Here is a 20117-nt window from a genome sequence, read left to right on the forward strand (position 1 = left end):
TCCTTTTTTACTGATCAATTCAATCCTTTTTCGTTCCTTTTATCCGGCATTTTCACACTTCTTGCCAAGTATCCCGACAGCCATAACGCAACCAGCAGCATGAAGGTGATCATACCGACAACGCCCAGCCAGTGAAAAGCAGACCAGAATAGCCCTCCGATTGTTCCGAAAACACTTGAACCGGCGTAATAAAAGAACAAATACAGCGATGAAGCCTGTGCTTTGTTGTGAAGGGCTCTCCTGCCCACCCAGCTGCTGGCAACTGAATGCCCTCCGAAAAAACCGAATGTAAAGAGGGCAATTCCCAGAATTTTCACTGCCAGCATACTGTTTATCGTGAATAAAGCACCTGCAATGACGATGAAAATATTCATCACCAATATTTTCGGATAGCCATACCGATCAACCACTCTTCCAATGAAAGACGAGCTGAAAATGCCTACAATCATCACAATAAAGATCCAGCTGGAAAATGCTTTATTAAGCGAATACGGCGGGCCCAACAGCACGTACACAATGTAATTAAACAATGCAACATTGCTTCCGAGCAGCAAAAAACCAATGAGAAACAAGCTGAATAGTTTACGGTCCCTCAAGTGGCCGATCAGAGACATTCCCAATTTCCCGAGCTTCAATTTTCTTGGCGTAAAATGCCTGGATTGCGGCAAATTCATAAAAAATATAATACTAGCAATCAAACTAATGACACCAATTGATCCCATCGCCATATGCCAATTCAAGTACTCGCTCAGGAGCCCGGAAACGATCCTTCCGAAAACGGCGCCGATTGCGTTTCCGCTGATATACAGCCCCATCGCTGATCCAAGACTTCCGGGTTCAATTTCTTCTCCAAGATAAGCCATCGCAATCGACGGAAGGCCTGCGAGCGCAACGCCTTGAACGGTTCTCAATACGAGCAGTGTATGAAAGTTCGGACTAAAGGCCGATGCCAGACAGAGAACCGATGCGGCCAGCATGGAAATACCCATAATCGGCTTGCGCCCCCACACCTCGGATAATGAACCAAAGACAAGCATGCTCACAGCTAACAGCATTGTGGTAACAGATAAAGAAAGACTCGCCGCAGTAGGCGTCACATGAAATTCCCTCGTGAATTCCTCCATGAGCGGCTGTACGCAATATAGAATCGCAAATGTATTGAAACCCGCAGCGAAGAAAGCAAACGTAATTTTTCGAAAAACCGGTGTGCCTTTTTGAATGTATGTCATCGGGACTTTATCGGTCCCTCATCATGTTGTGGAGCACTGTAATTCATAAACAACCATCCTTTATTTCTTCCGATTTCAAACATCCTCGAGTCTGTTTATATTATTATCTTAGCACCGTTGATATATGTTGTATAATGCATATAAAATATCCTTTTTATGCTTATATGTAATAAGGAGGGATGATAATTGGAATGGGAACAACTTGAATATTTTCAAACACTGGCCCGGGTGCAGCACGTCACGAAAGCCGCAAAAAGCCTCTCCATCACACAGCCGGCGCTTTCACGCTCTATCGCCAGGCTGGAAAATCATTTGGGCGTCCCGCTATTTGACAGGCAAGGACGATCCATTAGCTTAAATCAATACGGACACATTTTTTTGCGGCGGGTTCAGGCGATGATGAAGGAGTACACCGAAGGAAAAGAAGAAATCCAAGCTTTATTAAAGCCAGACCAAGGCATAGTCTCTCTCGGTTTTTTACATACATTAGGCACCACGCTCGTGCCCGATCTCATCGGCTCCTTTCAGCAGGAATACCCCAACATTGCCTTCCAGCTGAAGCAAAACCACTCTTATTGGCTGCTTGAACGATTAAAATCCGGGGATCTGGACCTCTGTCTCCTCGCTTCGATTAAGCCTGAAAATCCGATCCAATGGATCAAGCTGTGGAGTGAAGAACTCTTTGTATTTGTGCCAAATGATCACCCATTAGCCAGTCGCGAAAGCATTACCCTGAATGAGATTGCCGGGGAGCGTTTTATTTTATTGAAAAAGGGCTATGCGCTTCGGATGACGGTCGATGAGCTGTTTGAGAAGGCTGATATACAGCCGAACATTATGTTTGAAGGAGAAGAAGCAGCTACTGCCGCAGGTTTTGTGGCAGCCGGACTGGGCATATCTATTCTGCCAGACCTGAAAAGCTTAGACCAAAGCAAGATCACCAAAATCCACGTCAGCTGGCCGGAATGTCAGCGTGTCATAGGAATTGCCTGGATAAAAGGCAGGTTTTTATCACCGGTTGCTGAGACCTTTAAACAATACGTCATCAGCCATTTTTCTGAGTAGGGAGGATTCAAACATGAATGTCAAAAAAATCACGTCAGAACAGGATTTACATACAGCGTTTGAAATCAGAAAGACAGTATTTGTAGAGGAACAAGGCTGTCCCATTTCGGATGAATTCGATGAGTTCGATACACTCCACGGTGATTGCCAGCACATCCTGGCTTATCATCAGAATGTACCTGTTGGCACTGCACGTGTCCGTATCGTTGGCCACGCGGGGAAACTGGAACGAATCTGCATTCTGAAGCCTTACCGCAAATTCGGTCTGGGAAAAATAATCGTCGATGCATTAGAACGTATTGTGAAAGAACAAGGCATTTCTGCCTTCAAATTGCACGGCCAGACACAGGCGGCAGGCTTTTATGAAAAGCTAGGCTATCAGACTGCATCAGAAGAATTTATGTTTGATGGCATTCCGCATGTGCTGATGACAAAACAAGACGATTCTGCGCTATAGATTGTTCACAAATTTGTCACTTATGAGCATGAACAGTTCATTGGTATACTAATCACCGATTATGAAGAGAAGGAATGATTGTATGCCAGCAAATAAAAAAGAGAGTCTTATATTTGGCGTGATGATGTGTTTTGGAATGGTCTGCGTCATGTCGATTTACAATGCCATCATCAACGGAGCCATTCAGGATTTTTCACTGATGACCGTTTTTGAAATGGTCATCGGTTTTATGGTCGCCCTCCTGTTCGATTTACTGTTAGTGGGCCCCCTCGCCAAGAAGATTGCATTCCGTATGCCGTTCGACAAGACTAAAAAAATTCATGTCATCCTTGCCATGTCAACTTGTATGGTGATTGGCATGGTACTTTGTATGTCTGTGTTCGGTTTAGTGACAGCAGTTCTAGCAAATGGGCTGAACGGGGACAGCCTCTTCAGTGCTTATCTTATGATTGTGTTGAAAAATTTCATCCTGGCCTATCCATTGCAATTACTGATTATGGGCCCATTAGTCAGAGGGATTTTCATGAAATTTGTAAAACCAAAGCTCACAGCCGTAATTTAAATAGAATAGGAGTGAGCCTGACACTCACTCCTTTTGCTCATGAATTGAATGTAAAACAAGCTCCGCAAAAGCCTCTGCGGCAGGCAGCTGCCATTTTTTCTTTTTGAGTAACAGGTGTGAGTAAATCGGATCAAGGGCTTCACCATGCTGAAGAATTTTCAGCTTCCCCGCTTCCACTTCTTCTTTTACTGTGATGTACGGCAAAACAGAAAATCCAAGTCCGCTCATAACCGTTTGTTTGATTGCTTCGATACTCCACAGCTCCATCGTTTGAAAACCGCTGATGTCATGCTTCACAAGGTATCGTTCAAACATCGACCGGTAACTGCAGCCCTCTTCATTTGTGATAAAGAAATGGCTGTTGTTTTCCTGTTTGTAATCATCAAAATGATCCGGTCCATCCATACTGCCCACAAGGACTATCTCCTCCTCGGTTAATGTGTAATGAACACACTTTTCAATATTGATCTCCGGATAGACCATTAACGCGACATCGACCCGTCCGCTTAACAAATCCACCTGATTTTGTCCGCATGTGCCGTTGCTTAAGATGATTTTGACATGAGGATATTTCAGTGAAAATTCCCTTATGATCGGTCCAAGTCTGGAAATGGTTAACGACTCAGGTGCCGCTACTTTCAACACACCCTTAACTTCGTGAACGTTTTGCATATTCTTGATTTGTTCATGGGTTGATAGTAAATCCTCAGCTAAAGGGATCAATTCCCTTCCTAAAACAGTCAGTCTTAAACGCCTTTTCTCGTACGTGAATAATGCCCCTCCGATCTCCTGCTCCAGCGCTTGGACGTGAGTGGTGATCGTGGATTGCGTATAGCCTAGCTTCGCCGCGGCGTCTGTATAGCTCCCCTTTTCTACGATGGTCTGAAACGTGATAAGATGTCTGATCTCCATACGATTTCTCCTTTTATGATCTATTAAAAAAAATGATAATGACTTTTTATATTTCAATTTTATTTATAGATATCATTATCATACAATAAAAACTGCCCCGTACGACATTAGTAAATGAAGGTGATTTTATGAGTATAATAGCTTTTCTTTCGTATGTGATTTTGACATCCATTACGCCTGGCCCGAGCAACATCTTAATGATGAATGAAGCGCGGCAGTTTGGCTTTATAGGGTCATGGCGTTTCAATAGCGGCATTTTGGCAGGTTTTGCAGTCCTTGGGATTCTCAGCGGTGTATTTACGATAGGACTATACAATTGGATTCCGGTTGCAGAACCATACTTCAAAATAGCAGGTGCAGTCTATCTGCTTTATTTGGCATGGCAGGTCGGCATGTCCAAAAAAGCAAAGAAGGATTCTGAAGATGTGCATTCTTCTTTTCTATCAGGTTTTATTTTTCAAATGATCAATTTCAAAAGCATTCTGTTCTTCTTAACATTGATGAGTGCATTTATCCTTCCGTTCCAGCATTCAATGACATCGGTCATTCTTTATCTCACATTAGCCATCATTCTCGGCTGGCTGGCGCTGCTGCTATGGTCAGGATTCGGCTCTGTGTTCAAAAAACTCTTTGACAAATACGATAAAGCATTTCGCACTATTATGTGTTTGCTGCTTGTTTACTCTGCCGTCAGTATTTATTTGTAGCACCTGTAAATCTATCTTATAAAGCAGGTCATCTAGTGATTGTGATGATTTTCGTTATTTCGATTACCCTAAAAGGAGGGAATTCATCTTGATCAAACGAATTGATCATCTGGTGTTGACTGTACAAAACCTTCAAGAAACGATCGACTTTTATACATCTGTTTTGGGAATGGAAGAAGAAACATTTGGCGCAGGCAGAAAAGTCTTGTGTTTTGGCAATCAAAAAATCAACTTGCATGAGGCCGGTCATGAATTCTAACCTAAAGCCAAGCACCCGCTCCCGGGATCTGTCGATTTATGTATGATCACGGATGAACCCATCAATAAAGTGATGGAGCATCTCAAGAAAACAAACGTCAATGTCGAGGAAGGCCCAATAAAAAGAACCGGTGCACTCGGCCCGATTCTATCTGTTTATATAAGAGACCCCGATCAGAACCTCATTGAGATTTCGGAGTATATTTAAATCCCCTCTAAAGATACCAATTCATTTGGTATGTTTTTTCTTACTTCCATTAATCCCTATACCTTACCACATAGTTTTTATACAATTCTTCGTTATAAAGAATTTCTTCGCCATGTGAAGAGCAAATGAGCGTTGGTTTGATTTGATCTATGATTGAGCCGCTATCAATATTCTCATTTATATCAACACTGAATCTTCTTATAGGTGGGTGTAAATCCTCCTTACTTGTGATAAAAAGGTCACCCGTTAAAAGAGTACGATCGATTTTATGATAATACACGACATGACCCGGAGAATGGCCAGGTGTTAAATAGTATTTCAGAGGCAGGTGAGCAAGCGTTTGCTCCGTCAGCGGCTGGACAACATGGGCTACCCCTGTGTTCTCCACTTCATTTTTGTTCGGATATGGCTCTTCCCCATTGATGTACTTTAGTTCTTTCTGGTGCGCAAAAATCGGAATATCAAATCTCTCTAACCATTTTGATGCACCTCCGATATGATCACTGTGGCCATGAGTAAGCAAGATGGCTTTTGGATCGCCGATCGCGAGTGCTGCCCTAATTTGAGCATCAGCAAAACGTTCTATTCCCGTATCAACAATATAAATATCATCACCATCTTTGATAAACCAAGTATGAACCGGGATACGAAGAGGCACATCAAGCTCAAATTCACATTGAAAGACATGTTCTGATAGCTGTCTCAAGTTCATCAAAACCACTCCCTTTGGAGATTTTTTGATAGTTTTTAAAGAAAACAGAAGTGAACGGACCAGGCAGATTATCTTGAAAATGGCCCCACACTCCAGCAGACTGGTATTCTTGAGGAGGAGACGCCGATTTTCGCCAGCATCAGCTCGACTTGTTAACATTGTCCATTAATAATCCCTTTTGTTCCCCTTCTTGACATATTCCCAATCACGTTCTATATTCTTCCTCACTCTATGAAGGAGTGCAGAAATGGTTTCCTTTTCCTCTGAAGTAAAACCGGACAAGGCCACTTCCGTGGAATGTTCTCCTTCTCTTCTTAACAATGGATATACCTTTTTTCCTTTCTCAGTCGGGAACAGTTTTTTTATTTTTTTATTTTGCTCATCCGGCAGTTTTTGAATAAATCCCTGCATTTCCAGCTTCTTAATGGCCCGCGCGGCCGTTGTCCGGTCCACTTTTATCATTTCCGCCAATTTTTCTTGAATAATTCCCGGATTTTCGTATATACGTACGAGATAGAGATACTGCCCTCTTGTTAAGTCCAAATCTTTAAATTCGATGTTGCTTATGGAATCCAACGCTCTTGCTATCATGCCGATCTCACGCAAAATATCATTCATTCCTAAAACCCCTCACATATTTTTGTTGCAATTACAACAAAAATGTTTTACCCTTACTATTATAAGACCACATGCATGCTGTACAGTCCAGACTAATATCAGAAAAGGATTGATTCATAATGAATATAAAAAGAATAACAACTGAAGCTGATTTACATGAAGCTTTGAATATTAGAAAGACGGTTTTCATTGAGGAGCAACATGTATCTGAATCCGAAGAGTTCGATGAATTTGATACGCTCCAGGAACAATGCCAGCATGTCTTGGTATATTATGAGAATCAGCCTGTCGGCACGGGCCGTGTGCGCATCGTTGACCATACAGCAAAGCTGGAAAGAATCTGCATCCTAAAACCTTACCGTAAGTACGGATTGGGGAAAGTCATCGTAAACGGGTTAGAAGAAATCATAAAAGAAAAAGGACTGACTGCATGTAAGCTGCATGGTCAAACACAAGCAACAGGCTTTTATAAAAAACTGGGCTACCAGATTTCTTCACAGGAATTTATGGAAGACGGCATCCCTCACGTCCTGATGACAAAAGAAATATCGCGGATTTAACATGAAATATATTTTTTACGGATTAGGCATACTCATATTAAGTTTGGGCATTTCCTTAACCATACAATCAGAACTGGGCACATCACCCTTCGATGCCCTTTTGGTTGGTCTGTCAAAAGAAGTCGGACTTACCGTAGGAAGCTGGGAGGTCCTTATTTCTGTGATCCTCTTAATCTGCAACGCTATATTAACGAGAAAAAAACCTCTTTTGCTAGGCTTGATTACAGCATTCATTACTGGAATAGGCATTGACCTATGGTTGTTTGTTGTAAAAAACACCATCTATCTAAACGCGTTGTTAAGCAAACTGATTTGTTTCGGAATTGGTTTGGTGCTCATCGGTCTTGGAACAGCCATCTATCTTCAGACGAAATTCGCATCAACACCCATCGATCATTTAACACTTATTATCCGAGATCTCTCCAAAAGAACAATCTTGTTTTCAAGAACATTGGTATACGCTCTTTTCTTAGTATTAGCCATCATCTTTAAAGGCCCTATCGGCATCGGAACCCTATTAACCGTCTGTTTGGGAGGAATGATCCTCCACGTTTTTATGCCTATTGTGGAAAGACACTTCTTATCAAAGAAAAGAAGGGGTTAAAAAACCTCTTCTTTGAAAAACAAAACGCAAAACAAGCTTCGTTTCGTTCGATAATTTTATGATAAATTAAAATTTATAGTACCAAAAAATCGCAATTTCATTTGCTGTTGGAAGGTTGGAATAAAGCATCGTATCAACCGCACCTATTATAAAGTGATGTTTGGCATAAAAACGACAAGCTGAGACATTAATATCTTGTGTTTCAAGCATAAGACCACAAAAGCGATTCTCCTTTGCCCACTCAATCGCTTTATGTAATAATGCTGTTCCAACACCTTTCTTTCTATAGTCTTTTGCAACAGCAATGTCCTCTATTAGTGCATACCCATTCCAGTTAGAACGAATCTTAATCCGGCCGATGCAGTTGCTTTCACCATAATATAAAAAAACAACTTTCCCTTCATCTTCCATATAACTAACATCCATTTCATCATCTTCATATTGTTTAAAATAAGGTTTAGAAAATCGTTCCACAGTATATGTCCAAACACCGTCTTCAAAAGCAGGTATCATTCTCCCTAAAACAACGAAAGGTTCGTTTGGTTTATTGAAATCTTTCATATTCAATTGAGTCATTTTAATGATCAAATCAATCTCCGCCAATCGAGATAATATTTAGTAAACTCGTTTCGATACTATTCAATAACAGCTTCCAAAAGTGCACTCTTTAAGAGAACAGCAATAGATAAGACATCCATTACCTTATATATAAATTTCACTATCGTAATGAAGTATTTCATCAAAGGATTGTGGTACAGTAAAAAAGAATAGAAACAAGAGCAAAGAAGATGATCCCATGCCCACTAACAGTAAACTCAATGAGAAATATCATCCTTCATTCAACTCGCCCACAACCCTGTTGAATAGTACCCATGGAGAGAGGGAGCTTTGACACAGCTTCTGCCATTGGTGACATCTCTATTGAAGTATCCAAAGGACAACCAAGGATCGCTCTTTGGTTTTTCCTAGAAGAAATTAGAGTGAATAAAGGAGTGGTTGAGTATGTTGACAAGAGAAGATATCTTTAAACACGTCAAAAAAAAATACGGTACATCGCCTGATTATCCGTGGGGGAAATACCCAAACTATGCTTCTTTGAGACATACATCAAACAAAAAATGGTACGGTCTTATCATGAATGTTCTCCCAGAAAAATTAGGCCTGGAAGGACATGGCGAAATAGATATTCTGAATTTAAAATGCCCCCCTGACATAAGTGATGGCTTAAGAAATGGGGAAAATATCTTACCCGGATATCATATGGATAAGGAACATTGGATTTCAATTGTTTTAGAACGGACAGATCCAGAAAGCGAAATCTATAACTTAATCGAACAGAGCTTTCATTTAACCAAGTGAAGATAAAGAGTGTTCCTGCTAATCGAGCTGCAAAGAGTAGTGGGCACTTTCATTTTAGGATATTGTTCTTCACTCTGTCCACAAACGCAACTTAATCCATCTCGTGTATGAGTGGAAGAAGAATTTCTACCAACTTCTTATGTAAAAGGATGAATAGTTATGACAAATAACTTAAAACAAAGAAGAATCATTTTAGATTTAGCAGTTACTCTAGATGGTTTTATTGAAGGGAAAAATGGAGAAGTTGATTGGTGTATTATGGACCCTGATATGGGGTTTACTGATTTCTTAAATCAAATTGATACTATTTTATATGGTAGAAAAAGCTACGATTTATGGGGACAGTATATCCCCATAAAAGAAGACCCTGATACGGAAAAGGAAATTTGGAAATTAATTCATAGTAAAAAGAAATATGTTTTTTCCAGAACACAACATGAGATTGATAATCAAGCAATATTTATAAATGATAATATTCTTGAAGAAGTAAATAAATTAAAGAAAAAGCCTGGTAAAGACATCTGGCTATATGGTGGAGCGAGTCTCATAACAACTTTTATAAATTTGGGGCTTGTTGATGAATTTAGATTATCTATTCACCCTGTTGTTTTGGGAGAAGGAAAACCGTTGTTTATTGATTTAAAACAGAGGTTAAATTTAAAAATGCTGAATACAAGAACATTTTCCTCTGGCGTTGTGCAAATCGTTTATCATTGGAATGGCTAAAAAATCTTTCAGTCCAAAGTATATATTGTTAGGTAACACTCGACAGTAATTTTTCTTATGAACTAAAGGGGAATCCATAAATAATGGGTTCCCCTTAATACTATGGAATTATCAACATCAAATTTAACAGAGCTAAAAAAAAATATCCATTCTCCTGTAATAAAAGAAAACTGAAAAGGACGGTGTCTTCCTTCATTAACATAATTAAACATTATATTATTTTCCTTCTCCCTCTTTTAAGTAAATCGGCTAAGCTTTGTATTTATTTATAATTATTGTGGTACCTAAATGTAATTAAAACAAATGAAAGAAGGTGATCCATGCCCACTAACAGTAAACCCAATAGATTAATCGCTGAGAAGTCACCATATCTCCTTCAACATGCTCACAACCCTGTGGACTGGTTCCCGTGGGGAGAAGAAGCCTTCGAAAAAGCAAAACGCGAAAACAAGCCGGTTCTGGTCAGCATCGGTTATTCGACTTGCCATTGGTGCCAAGTTCGTATAGCTACACATTAATAAAAAAAGGACACATATAAATATGCATCCTTTAACAAAAGAGTTTATTTCCCTGTTTCTGCAAATTCCTTCAACCTATCCCCTATTTCATCACGAACCCTTTGGAAAAACGCCCATTTTTCTTCTTCTGTCCCTTGTGCTTTTGCTGGATCATCAAACCCCCAATGCTCACGTTTTACATGTGGAGGCGTGATCGGGCATTTATCAGCAGCATCACCACAAAGCGTAACAACTAAATCAGCATTGTTCAGAATATCAGAGTCGATGATATCTGACGTTTGATTAGAGATATCTATACCAACTTCTTTCATCGCTTTAACAGCATTCGGATTTAATCCATGTGCCTCTATCCCCGCGCTATATACTTTCCACTCATCACCTAAATATTGTTTAGCCCATCCTTCAGCCATTTGGCTTCGGCAAGAGTTCCCTGTACATAAAAAGTAAATAATTTTATTCTCCATATATTCCACCTCTACATCGAGTGACTTCGAAAGTATTTTCGTTGAAACCATAAAGCAACCTTAACAAGTGCTATCATGACCGGCACTTCTACAAGCGGACCAATTACGGCGGCAAATGCTGCACCCGAATGAATTCCAAACACACCAACAGCTACAGCAATCGCTAATTCAAAGTTATTGCTTCCTGCTGTAAAAGCTAAAGTAGTGGTTACAGCGTAGTTTGCCCCGATTTTCTTTCCTAAAAAGAAGGAAACAAAGAACATTAAAACAAAGTAAATCAATAATGGAATCGCAACTCGAACAACATCTAACGGCAAGCTAACAATTACATCACCTTTTAAGGAAAACATGATGATAATTGTAAATAGCAAAGCAATTAACGTAATTGGACTAATTTTAGGAATGAACACTTTTTCATACCATTCTTTCCCCTTCACTTTTACAAAAATATAACGTGTCACCATTCCTGCAATAAAAGGAACTCCAAGGTAAATGAATACTGATTTTGCGACTTCTGCCATCGTAATATTCACTACTGCTCCTTCCATCCCTAACCATTGCGGAATAACTGTTACAAAAATGTAAGCATAAACTGAGAAAAAAAGCATTTGGAAAATTGAGTTGAAAGCAACTAATCCTGCCGCGTATTCTGTATCACCTTTTGATAAGTCATTCCACACAATAACCATCGCAATACAGCGAGCCAATCCAATCATAATAAGTCCAATCATATACTCCGGTTTATCTGGCAAAAAGATGATAGCCAAAATAAACATGAGAGTCGGACCAATGATCCAGTTTTGCACTAAAGACAAAATTAATACTTTAATATCTTTAAATACCCGGCCGATTTCTTCATAGCGAACCTTTGCTAGTGGAGGATACATCATTAATATTAATCCAATTGCTAAAGGGATAGATGTAGTTCCAACTTGTAATTTGTTTAATCCGTCAACAAAGCCCGGAAATATAAAACCTAATCCTATCCCCAATGCCATCGCAAGAAAAATCCAGATGGTTAAATAACGGTCTAAAAATGATAAACGTTTCATTACTTATCCTCACCTTTTTATTAACAGCAAGAGTTCGTTTTACTATCGCTTGGAGGTGTTACACAACAAGAGGAGGAATCTTGTTTTTGAATCTCGCTGTTCGATTTGGTATAGAAAAACTCCCACTCGTTTCCATCTGGATCAGTAATCCAAAATTTATCTTGGACTGCATAACAACAAGTCGTATCCATTTCTTCACGTGCAAAAAAACCTTCTTTTTCAAGCCTTTCCTTGTGTTTCAAAACTTCTTCCAAACTATCTACTTGGAATCCAAAATGATTCACTTGATTTCCCTTCACCTCATCTACGACATTTAAAGTGAAGTTCAGTCCAGGAGTCTCTAATAAAAACTTTGCATAGTCTGTTTTTACTTTTACAGCCTTTACTCCAAAAACTTTTTCATAAAAATTGATCGATTTCTCCAAACTGACAACATTTACCCCTACATGAACGTATTTCATTTTAATTCCCCCTCTTATATATTAATCAAAAAAATTTGATTTAATGACTAAAAATTTTTTAGCAGCAATCTCCTTCACCTTTTTTTCTAAATACACAACAAAGCTCTTCTGATAATAAACTATTTACTTCCTCATCATTTAAATCATAATAGCTCCATGTTCCCTTTGTCTCTTTCGTTATTAAGTTGGCATCTAATAAAATTTTAAGATGATAAGAAAGTTTAGATTGTGTCACCTCAAAAATCTCAGTCAGATCACAAACACAGGTTTTTCCCCTTTGACAAAGTTCATACATGATCTCTAATCGTTTCTGATCAGCAAGAGCCTTAAATTTTTGTTCATATTTCTGAAGTAGTTCTGATTTCGTCTCAACCATTCATATCGCCTTCTTTAATCAATTTTTTTTGATGTATTTATAATACTCATGATTTTAAAATAAATGCAAGCAAATAAATCGATTTTTTTTTGATTAATTATAAAACCCACTAAAAGCTTGTGTAACCAGATAGAGGTTTTCTATTTTTAATATTTTCTCCATCACTACTACAACAGGGTTATAACTTGTTTTTGGTGGCATAGGATCTTTCAAATATTAGATGCACACAACAACTTCATCCAAATACAATAAACGAATGGGAACTATATACTAGTTGTTTTTTTATTTACAGTCTAAACAAAGTAAAGGAAGTATTACTTGAATAACTTCTACTCTCCAAACGATAGCTAGCCTTCAATTAACCGTTTTAACTTAAGCTCAGTTTCAGTATTCTCAACTGGAGTATAGACGCTGCATCTTAAATCAGTATCCCCATGCACTTGTAATGAAGTCAGATTAAACAACATTTTACCTGCCTTAGCATGACGAAACTCAATTAATACTTCAGGAGCAGAGCTAATCTCATTTTCATTCCAAATTTTACGGAACTCAGGATATGCCTGTTCCATTTCTTGTATAAATTGCTCATACCAGTCATCAGCCACATACTGTCCATAATACGTTCTAAATATTGCGATATATCCTCTAACAAAATGCTCCCAATTCACTGCTAAACTTTTAAATTCCTTTCTTGCGAATAGTAAGCGTATTATATTCCTTTCTGCCGGATTGATTTGTTCAAAATCCAAAAATACATTAGCTGCTGCTTGATTCCACCCAACAATCTGACTTCTTCTATCTGATATAATCGTTGGGCAATAACGAAGTTCCTGCAAAATTTTTACTAAAGCCGGACTGATTTCCTTCTCTTTCTCATTTATAAAGGGTTGTTTCACCCCTTCCTCTAACGCTAGAGCATACAAATATCTCCTTTCATCGTTATTTAATTGTAATGCTCGAGAAATAGCATCTAATACCGAAGTAGATACTTTTATATCTCTTCCTTGTTCTAACCATGTATACCAAGTAAGACTTACACCGGCTAGTTGAGCCACTTCTTCTCTTCTTAGTCCTGGTGTTCTTCTGCGGGTTCCTACAGGTAAACCAACCATTTGGGGAGTAATTTTCGAACGTTGGTTCTTTAAAAATTCCGATAAAGCTTGAAGTCTTGTTTCAGGTTTCATTAAGATCTCCCTTTAAAATAGTATTAATTATACTAGGATAAACAACAACTTGTAATAGGATAACACAATAGCTAAAGTTAATAAAAACAAGGAGGGAATTATCATGAAAAGAGTTGTCATTACTGGAATGGGAGTTATTTCTCCTCTAGGAAATGATGTGAATAGCTTTTGGAATCAACTAGTTAAAGGACACTCGGGAATATCTCTAATTGATTCTTTTGATACTGCTGATTATAAAACAAAGATAGCTGGAATCGTTCGTGATTTCGATGCAGATGAAATATTGGGGAGAAAAGAAGCAAAACGATTAGATCGTTTTAGTCAGTTTGCCTTAGCAGCAGCCGAACAAGCATTAGAACATTCACAATTACAGTTAGATAATGTTGATCTTGAACGTTTAGGGGTATATGTTGGTTCAGGAATCGGAGGCATACAATCGCTTGTTGATAATGTGAATGTATTAAATAAACGAGGTCCCGCGAGAGTAAGCCCTAGCCTTGTGCCAATGATGATTTCAAATGCAGCTGCAGCTCAAATAAGCATAAAATTAGGAGCACAAGGACCATCATTATCACCAGTCACAGCCTGTTCAATCGGGAACACCTCTATTGGTGAAGCTTTTAATGCTATCCGAAATGATGAAGCAGATATTATATTTGCCGGTGGAGCAGAAGCTGCAATCACACAGTTATCTTTGGCTAGTTTTGGAAACGCCCATGCATTATCTACAAGAAACCAAGAGCCAAGTCGAGCCAGCCGTCCATTCGATACAGATAGAGATGGCTTTGTTATGAGTGAAGGCGCAGGTATCTTAGTATTAGAATCATTAGAAAACGCTATTCTTAGAGATGCGCCGATATTATGTGAAGTAGTGGGGTACGGAGCTAGTTCAGATGCTCATCATATGGTAGCATCACACCCAGAAGGTAAGGGTGCCTACTTAGCCATGAAAAAAGCATTGAGAAGTGCAAATATATCAACAGGTGAAATTGATGTTATTAGTGCTCATGCAACCAGTACACAAGTAGGTGATCGTTCAGAAGTTCTAGCTATTAAGAAATTATTTGGTGAACATTCACGTGAAATTCCAACAACTGCAAACAAGTCAATGACTGGGCACATGCTTGGTGCTGCTGGCGGAGTAGAAGCAATTGCTTTAGTGGAAAGTTTGAGACGAGGAATGATTCCGCCAACTATTAATGTAGAGAAGCAAGATCCAGATTGCAACTTAGATGTTGTATCAGAAGCGAGACACCTTCCATTGAAATATGGGCTTTCAAATTCTTTTGGTTTCGGCGGACATAATTCAGCAATCTTGTTAAAGAATTACGATTGAAGACCCATCTTTATAGTTCAAAGGTGAAATAATGGATCTATCAAGGGTTTATAGCCCTTGGTTTTCATTATGGAATACCTCACAGACAAATGATGACGAGCCTTAACTTCTGGTATATTAAATAGAGGAAAGAGAATACTTAAAAAAACATAGAAAGAAGGTGATCCCATGCCCACTAACAATAAACCCAATAGATTAATCGCTGAGAAGTCCCCATATTTACTCCAACACGCCCACAACCCTGTGGACTGGTTCCCGTGGGGAGAAGAAGCCTTCGAAAAAGCAAAACGCGAAAACAAGCCGGTTCTGGTCAGCATCGGTTATTCGACTTGCCATTGGTGCCATGTTATGGCCCACGAAAGCTTTGAAGACGAAGAAATCGCACGTCTTCTCAATGAACGGTTTGTAGCGATTAAAGTCGACCGGGAAGAGCGGCCGGATGTGGATTCTGTTTATATGAGAATCTGCCAGCTGATGACCGGGCAGGGCGGCTGGCCGCTGAATGTGTTTATCACGCCTGATCAAAAGCCGTTTTACGCGGGTACATATTTTCCAAAGACGAGCAAATTCAATCGTCCCGGTTTTGTTGATGTGCTTGAGCATCTGTCTGAGACGTTTGCGAACGACCGCGAGCATGTCGAGGATATTGCGGAGAACGCCGCTAAACATTTGCAGACCAAAACAGCCGCCAAATCAGGCGAAGGCCTTAGCGAGTCAGCGATTCACCGGACATTCCAGCAGCTTGCCAGCGGGTTTGATACGATCTACGGCGGTTTCGGGCAGGCACCGAAATTTCCGATGCCCCATATGCTGATGTATTTGCTTCGTTATCATCACAATACGGGGCAGGAGAACGCTTTATACAACGTGACGAAAACGCTGGACAGCATGGCGAATGGCGGCATTTACGATCATATCTGCTATGGGTTCGCCCGCTATTCGACCGATGACGAGTGGCTCGTTCCCCACTTTGAAAAAATGCTGTACGACAATGCGCTGCTGCTGACTGCTTATATAGAAGCCTATCAGGTCACGCAAAACAGCCGCTATAAAGAGATTTGTGAGCAGATCATTACGTTCATTCAGAGGGAAATGACTCATGAAGACGGAAGCTTTTTCTCTGCTTTAGACGCGGATACAGAAGGAGAAGAAGGAAAGTACTACGTGTGGTCAAAGGAAGAGATTCTGAAAACGCTCGGGGACGATCTCGGAACGCTGTATTGCCAAGTGTATGACATCACTGAAGAAGGAAACTTTGAAGGCAAAAATATTCCTAACCTCATTCACACAAAGTGGGAACAAATCAAAGAGGATGCCGGGTTAACCGAAAAAGAGCTCAGTCTCAAACTCGAAGACGCAAGACAGCAGCTCTTGAAGATACGCGAGGAAAGAACCTATCCGCATATCGATGATAAAGTGCTGACCTCATGGAACGCGCTGATGATCGCGGGTCTTGCGAAAGCGGCAAAGGTATACCAGGAGCCGAAATATCTCAGCCTAGCGAAAGACGCCATCACATTTATTGAAAACAAATTAATCATCGACGGCCGTGTGATGGTCCGATATCGTGATGGCGAAGTGAAAAACAAAGGCTTTATCGACGATTACGCTTTTCTCCTATGGGCTTATCTGGATCTCTATGAAGCTTCGTTTGATCTATCTTATTTACAAAAAGCGAAGAAACTGGCAGACGATATGATCGGCTTATTTTGGGATGATGAGCATGGCGGCTTCTACTTCACCGGACACGATGCAGAAGCCTTAATCGTACGGGAAAAAGAAGTGTACGACGGCGCCGTGCCTTCCGGAAACAGTGTGGCAGCTGTTCAGCTGCTGCGTCTCGGGCAAGTCACAGGCGACTTATCACTAATTGAAAAAGCAGAAACGATGTTTTCCGTGTTCAAGCCAGACATCGACGCGTATCCGAGCGGCCATGCTTTCTTTATGCAAAGTGTGTTAAGACATCTGATGCCTAAGAAAGAAATCGTTATTTTTGGCAGCGCAGACGATCCAGCCAGAAAACAAATCATAACAGAGCTCCAAAAAGCCTTTAAGCCTAACGACTCCATTCTGGTAGCAGAGCATCCTGATCAATGCAAAGACATTGCGCCATTCGCGGCAGACTACCGCATCATAGATGGCAAAACAACCGTGTATATTTGTGAAAACTTCGCCTGCCAGCAGCCGACAACAAATATTGAAGAAGCGATCCACACGTTAATAAGCAGCAGGGATTAAGACCCTTGCTGCTTACTTTTTGATTTCTTATGGTACCATAAAGCGATCCCCGCAAACACAAGATTGACCGCTATCGTAAAGAAAGCCTCCCACATCGGGTTCCCCCGCGTAACCGTAAAGAGAGAAGGAATTCCTCCATACACACTGTTTTTTTCTGTAATAAACATACACAAAAACATATTATTCGCGGCATGGGCGCCAAGTGATATTTCGATGCTTCCTGTTTTAATCGTGTAATAGGTCCACACAAAACCAAATGTTAAATACTCAATTCCTGCCCAGACAGCACCGTTGTTCATTTCTGGATTAGCAAAATGCAATACGCCAAACAATCCTCCGACAATCAGTGTCAAAAATAGAGGATTTTTCGTCAATCTCCCGAAAGCTTGAAGCAAAAATCCCCTGAAAAACAGTTCCTCAGCTGATGTCTGAATCGGAACCAAAATGAGGGCAGCCGCTAGCAGCCAGATAAATCGTGATGCATCAAAGGCTTGCATTGAATAATTGTCTGGATGAATCACAAAATCAATCAATTGTACGGCGATCATCAGCAAGAAATAAGCAATAAAACCAAAGGAAATTCTCCGCCAATTCATCTTTGAATTTGGTGTAATCACAGTTCGGAAAGGCCGCTTCAAAATAAAGCGCACAGCCAGCCAAACTCCCGGAATGGCGAATAAATAAATCACATGGGACAAATAAAGATCTACGAGGGGATCACTCAGCACAGCTTCATCCAAATCAAACGTGATATTGTGATTCACAATAACCGTGAACAGTATCGCGAAAAGGTAAGCTATATTCCCGAATACATATAACCCTACCATCACCAAAAAAGCGAAAAAATATCTCCACAACGTATTGTTTCCTTCTATAGGACGGATAAATGAATTCATTCCTTCTATGTCTCTTCCTTTCAATGAGAATATTACTATATATTTGCATAAATTGGTCTATGAATCTACTGTTTTGGAAATCTTTTAAGCAAAATGAAAATATAAAGTGTGAATTTAGTTCTTCCATCTAGTGATTTGAACTCTGTTGCCAATGAACCAAGATACTTATAATAGTCCCAAGAGGGAAATTTTCAGTCTTTTCTTACTACTCAAAAGGGGGTTTTTTATGAATACGATCTTCAAACAAAAGAATACACATCCTTTCTCAAACGCAGCGAATCGTTTAGACCGCCTTCCGATTTCACGCGTTCATTTCCAAGTGTTAACCGCTCTCGGCATTGTTTATTTCTTTGATCTCGCAGATTTATTTACCCTCAGCAATGTAGCGCCGGCACTGATCGAGCATTGGGGCATCCCGCTTTCAACTATTGCTAACGTAACGGCTGCTTCGTTTTTAGGCATGTTTTTAGGCGCTTCACTGGGCGGACGGCTGTCCGATCGAATCGGCCGCAAAAAAGCCTTAAATCTATTTGTCTTTGTTTTCTCAATCGCATCGCTATGCAATGCTGCGGCATGGGACATTCCATCTTTAATGACATTCCGTTTTCTCACCGGATTTGGCGTTGCAGCCGCCATGGTCATTACGAATAGCTATTTGGCGGAATTTTTCCCTTCAAGTGTTCGTGGAAAATATATTTCTTTTTGTGCCATGATTGGATTGATCGGGGTTCCGATCACCAACATTGTGTCTGCCTTTGTCATTCCTCTTGGTTCATGGGGATGGAGGCTAGTATTTGTATGGGGTGCCGTCGGCCTTATTTATTTTTTCTTTATTCGACGGCTGGAAGAGTCGCCTCGCTGGCACGAAAATCGCGGGGAATATGCGAAAGCCGATGCGATCCTCAACCGAATTGAGGCACAGGTTGAAAAGGACAAAGGCCCGCTTCCGGCAGCATCCCAGCCTAAAGTAAGTGAAACTGTTAAGCAGCATGCAGGTTACGCAGGCTTATTGAAAGGCAGAAACCTCAAAATCACCATCATATTATCTGCTGTATGGATTTTTGAAACGTTTGGATTTTACGGATTTGCCTCATGGGTTCCAAGCCTGCTAAAAAGCAATGGCGTCACCATGGAAAATACATTGTGGTATAACGTATTGCATTCCGTCGGCGCTCCGCTTGGCGCACTGCTCGGCTCCATGATTTCTGAAAGATTTCAAAGAAAATGGATTTTAGCTGCGAGTGCGTTTCTGACGGCCATCGCCGGGCTCTTATATGGTATGACTTTTATTCCCATCATGATCATTGTATTTGGTTTTATCGTGAATATCACAGAACGGGTCTTTACCTCGAACTTATATGCCTATACATCTGAACCTTATCCGACTGAATACCGCTCGTCTGGCAGCGGTTTAGCCTATGGTCTTGGCCGTTTTTCAAACATTTTTGGCTCATTGCTTGTCGGATTTATTGCCGTTCAGCTCGGCTATATCAGCGTCTTCTTATTTATTGGGGGCTGCTGGCTCGCATGCTCCTTGCTGTTAATCTTCTTCGGTCCTAATACGAATGCGAAACAGATTTAAAAAAGTCAGTGCGGATCTGCCGCACTGATCTCA

22 protein-coding genes and 2 pseudogenes are annotated in these 20117 nt (G+C 40.3%); 13 read left to right on the forward strand and 11 right to left on the reverse strand.

Features of this window, described 5'->3' with window-relative positions; all coding sequences use genetic code 11:
- Positions 1-14: 14 nt before the first annotated feature.
- Positions 15-1229, reverse strand: coding sequence for an MFS transporter (locus tag AC0OMU_RS21680; protein WP_474241556.1), 1215 nt, complete (start codon positions 1227-1229; stop codon positions 15-17).
- Between the two features lie 186 nt (positions 1230-1415).
- On the opposite strand from AC0OMU_RS21680, the gene AC0OMU_RS21685 reads away from it, so the two are divergent.
- The 3 genes from AC0OMU_RS21685 (at position 1416) to AC0OMU_RS21695 (ending at position 3313) form a co-directional block, all read left to right on the forward strand.
- Complete coding sequence (locus AC0OMU_RS21685) at positions 1416-2294, forward strand: LysR family transcriptional regulator (protein ID WP_327830172.1); 879 nt, start codon at positions 1416-1418, stop codon at positions 2292-2294.
- A 13-nt stretch (positions 2295-2307) separates the two neighbouring features.
- On the forward strand, positions 2308-2751 hold the full coding sequence (locus tag AC0OMU_RS21690; protein WP_474241558.1) for a GNAT family N-acetyltransferase: 444 nt from the start codon (positions 2308-2310) through the stop codon (positions 2749-2751).
- Between the two features lie 82 nt (positions 2752-2833).
- Positions 2834-3313, forward strand: a complete 480-nt coding sequence (locus AC0OMU_RS21695) for a DUF2798 domain-containing protein (protein ID WP_047183503.1) — start codon at positions 2834-2836, stop codon at positions 3311-3313.
- A 24-nt stretch (positions 3314-3337) separates the two neighbouring features.
- On the opposite strand, the gene AC0OMU_RS21700 is transcribed toward AC0OMU_RS21695, so the two are convergent.
- On the reverse strand, positions 3338-4225 hold the full coding sequence (locus AC0OMU_RS21700; protein ID WP_181220369.1) for a LysR family transcriptional regulator: 888 nt from the start codon (positions 4223-4225) through the stop codon (positions 3338-3340).
- Between the two features lie 128 nt (positions 4226-4353).
- Between AC0OMU_RS21700 and AC0OMU_RS21705 the strand changes: the two genes are divergently transcribed.
- Positions 4354-4932, forward strand: a complete 579-nt coding sequence (locus tag AC0OMU_RS21705) for a LysE family translocator (protein ID WP_100506043.1) — start codon at positions 4354-4356, stop codon at positions 4930-4932.
- A gap of 88 nt (positions 4933-5020) precedes the next feature.
- A pseudogene (locus AC0OMU_RS21710) lies at positions 5021-5398 on the forward strand (VOC family protein).
- Positions 5399-5447: 49 nt separating this feature from the next.
- Here the strand turns inward: AC0OMU_RS21710 and AC0OMU_RS21715 are convergent.
- Both AC0OMU_RS21715 and AC0OMU_RS21720 read right to left on the reverse strand, forming a co-directional pair.
- Positions 5448-6110, reverse strand: coding sequence for an MBL fold metallo-hydrolase (locus tag AC0OMU_RS21715; protein ID WP_100506048.1), 663 nt, complete (start codon positions 6108-6110; stop codon positions 5448-5450).
- Positions 6111-6275: 165 nt separating this feature from the next.
- Complete coding sequence (locus AC0OMU_RS21720) at positions 6276-6728, reverse strand: MarR family transcriptional regulator (RefSeq protein ID WP_003226875.1); 453 nt, start codon at positions 6726-6728, stop codon at positions 6276-6278.
- Positions 6729-6847: 119 nt separating this feature from the next.
- Between AC0OMU_RS21720 and AC0OMU_RS21725 the strand changes: the two genes are divergently transcribed.
- On the forward strand, positions 6848-7288 hold the full coding sequence (locus AC0OMU_RS21725; protein ID WP_047183507.1) for a GNAT family N-acetyltransferase: 441 nt from the start codon (positions 6848-6850) through the stop codon (positions 7286-7288).
- 1 nt (position 7289) lies between these two features.
- The gene (locus tag AC0OMU_RS21730; protein ID WP_047183508.1) at positions 7290-7892 is read left to right on the forward strand and encodes a YczE/YyaS/YitT family protein; all 603 of its coding nucleotides are present in this window, start codon (positions 7290-7292) and stop codon (positions 7890-7892) included.
- Positions 7893-7958: 66 nt separating this feature from the next.
- Here the strand turns inward: AC0OMU_RS21730 and satA are convergent, their stop codons facing one another.
- Positions 7959-8480 carry a streptothricin N-acetyltransferase SatA gene (gene satA / locus AC0OMU_RS21735; RefSeq protein WP_474222406.1) on the reverse strand — a complete coding sequence of 174 codons (522 nt, stop codon included), beginning with the start codon at positions 8478-8480 and terminating at the stop codon, positions 7959-7961.
- Between the two features lie 414 nt (positions 8481-8894).
- Here satA and AC0OMU_RS21740 point away from each other — a divergent pair, with 414 nt between their 5' ends.
- From AC0OMU_RS21740 to AC0OMU_RS21750, 3 genes and pseudogenes are all read left to right on the forward strand, one after another.
- Entirely contained in the window at positions 8895-9251 is a 357-nt protein-coding gene (locus tag AC0OMU_RS21740; protein WP_047183510.1) for an MmcQ/YjbR family DNA-binding protein, read from the forward strand.
- 159 nt (positions 9252-9410) lie between these two features.
- Positions 9411-9977 (forward strand): dihydrofolate reductase family protein, encoded by a 567-nt coding sequence (locus AC0OMU_RS21745; RefSeq protein ID WP_474222408.1) that lies wholly within the window; start codon positions 9411-9413, stop codon positions 9975-9977.
- Between the two features lie 320 nt (positions 9978-10297).
- Positions 10298-10477 (forward strand): annotated as a pseudogene (locus AC0OMU_RS21750) (DUF255 domain-containing protein); the annotation flags it as partial.
- Between the two features lie 62 nt (positions 10478-10539).
- Here AC0OMU_RS21750 and arsC read toward each other — a convergent pair.
- The 5 genes from arsC to AC0OMU_RS21775 all read right to left on the reverse strand — a co-directional run bounded on the left by arsC (position 10540) and on the right by AC0OMU_RS21775 (position 14032).
- Complete coding sequence (gene arsC / locus AC0OMU_RS21755; protein ID WP_015483976.1) at positions 10540-10959, reverse strand: arsenate reductase (thioredoxin); 420 nt, start codon at positions 10957-10959, stop codon at positions 10540-10542.
- 11 nt (positions 10960-10970) lie between these two features.
- Positions 10971-12011, reverse strand: a complete 1041-nt coding sequence (gene acr3, locus AC0OMU_RS21760) for an arsenite efflux transporter Acr3 (RefSeq protein WP_327845141.1) — start codon at positions 12009-12011, stop codon at positions 10971-10973.
- Positions 12012-12031: 20 nt separating this feature from the next.
- Entirely contained in the window at positions 12032-12472 is a 441-nt protein-coding gene (locus AC0OMU_RS21765) for an ArsI/CadI family heavy metal resistance metalloenzyme (RefSeq protein ID WP_309530330.1), read from the reverse strand.
- A gap of 58 nt (positions 12473-12530) precedes the next feature.
- On the reverse strand, positions 12531-12848 hold the full coding sequence (arsR, locus tag AC0OMU_RS21770; protein WP_015385207.1) for an arsenical resistance operon transcriptional regulator ArsR: 318 nt from the start codon (positions 12846-12848) through the stop codon (positions 12531-12533).
- A gap of 347 nt (positions 12849-13195) precedes the next feature.
- On the reverse strand, positions 13196-14032 hold the full coding sequence (locus AC0OMU_RS21775; protein ID WP_047183513.1) for a helix-turn-helix transcriptional regulator: 837 nt from the start codon (positions 14030-14032) through the stop codon (positions 13196-13198).
- Positions 14033-14135: 103 nt separating this feature from the next.
- Here AC0OMU_RS21775 and fabF point away from each other — a divergent pair, with 103 nt between their 5' ends.
- The gene (fabF, locus tag AC0OMU_RS21780) at positions 14136-15368 is read left to right on the forward strand and encodes a beta-ketoacyl-ACP synthase II (protein WP_015483977.1); all 1233 of its coding nucleotides are present in this window, start codon (positions 14136-14138) and stop codon (positions 15366-15368) included.
- 168 nt (positions 15369-15536) lie between these two features.
- Positions 15537-17606: a thioredoxin domain-containing protein gene (locus AC0OMU_RS21785; protein ID WP_474241560.1), complete on the forward strand. Its 2070-nt coding sequence runs from the start codon at positions 15537-15539 to the stop codon at positions 17604-17606.
- Here the strand turns inward: AC0OMU_RS21785 and AC0OMU_RS21790 are convergent.
- Complete coding sequence (locus AC0OMU_RS21790; RefSeq protein ID WP_474241562.1) at positions 17603-18502, reverse strand: lysostaphin resistance A-like protein; 900 nt, start codon at positions 18500-18502, stop codon at positions 17603-17605. The genes AC0OMU_RS21785 and AC0OMU_RS21790 overlap by 4 nt on opposite strands.
- Before the next feature lie 226 nt (positions 18503-18728).
- Here AC0OMU_RS21790 and AC0OMU_RS21795 point away from each other — a divergent pair, with 226 nt between their 5' ends.
- Entirely contained in the window at positions 18729-20084 is a 1356-nt protein-coding gene (locus AC0OMU_RS21795) for an MFS transporter (RefSeq protein WP_181220376.1), read from the forward strand.
- Positions 20085-20117: the final 33 nt, after the last annotated feature.

It is taken from the genome of Bacillus sp. FAU18, assembly GCF_056033885.1.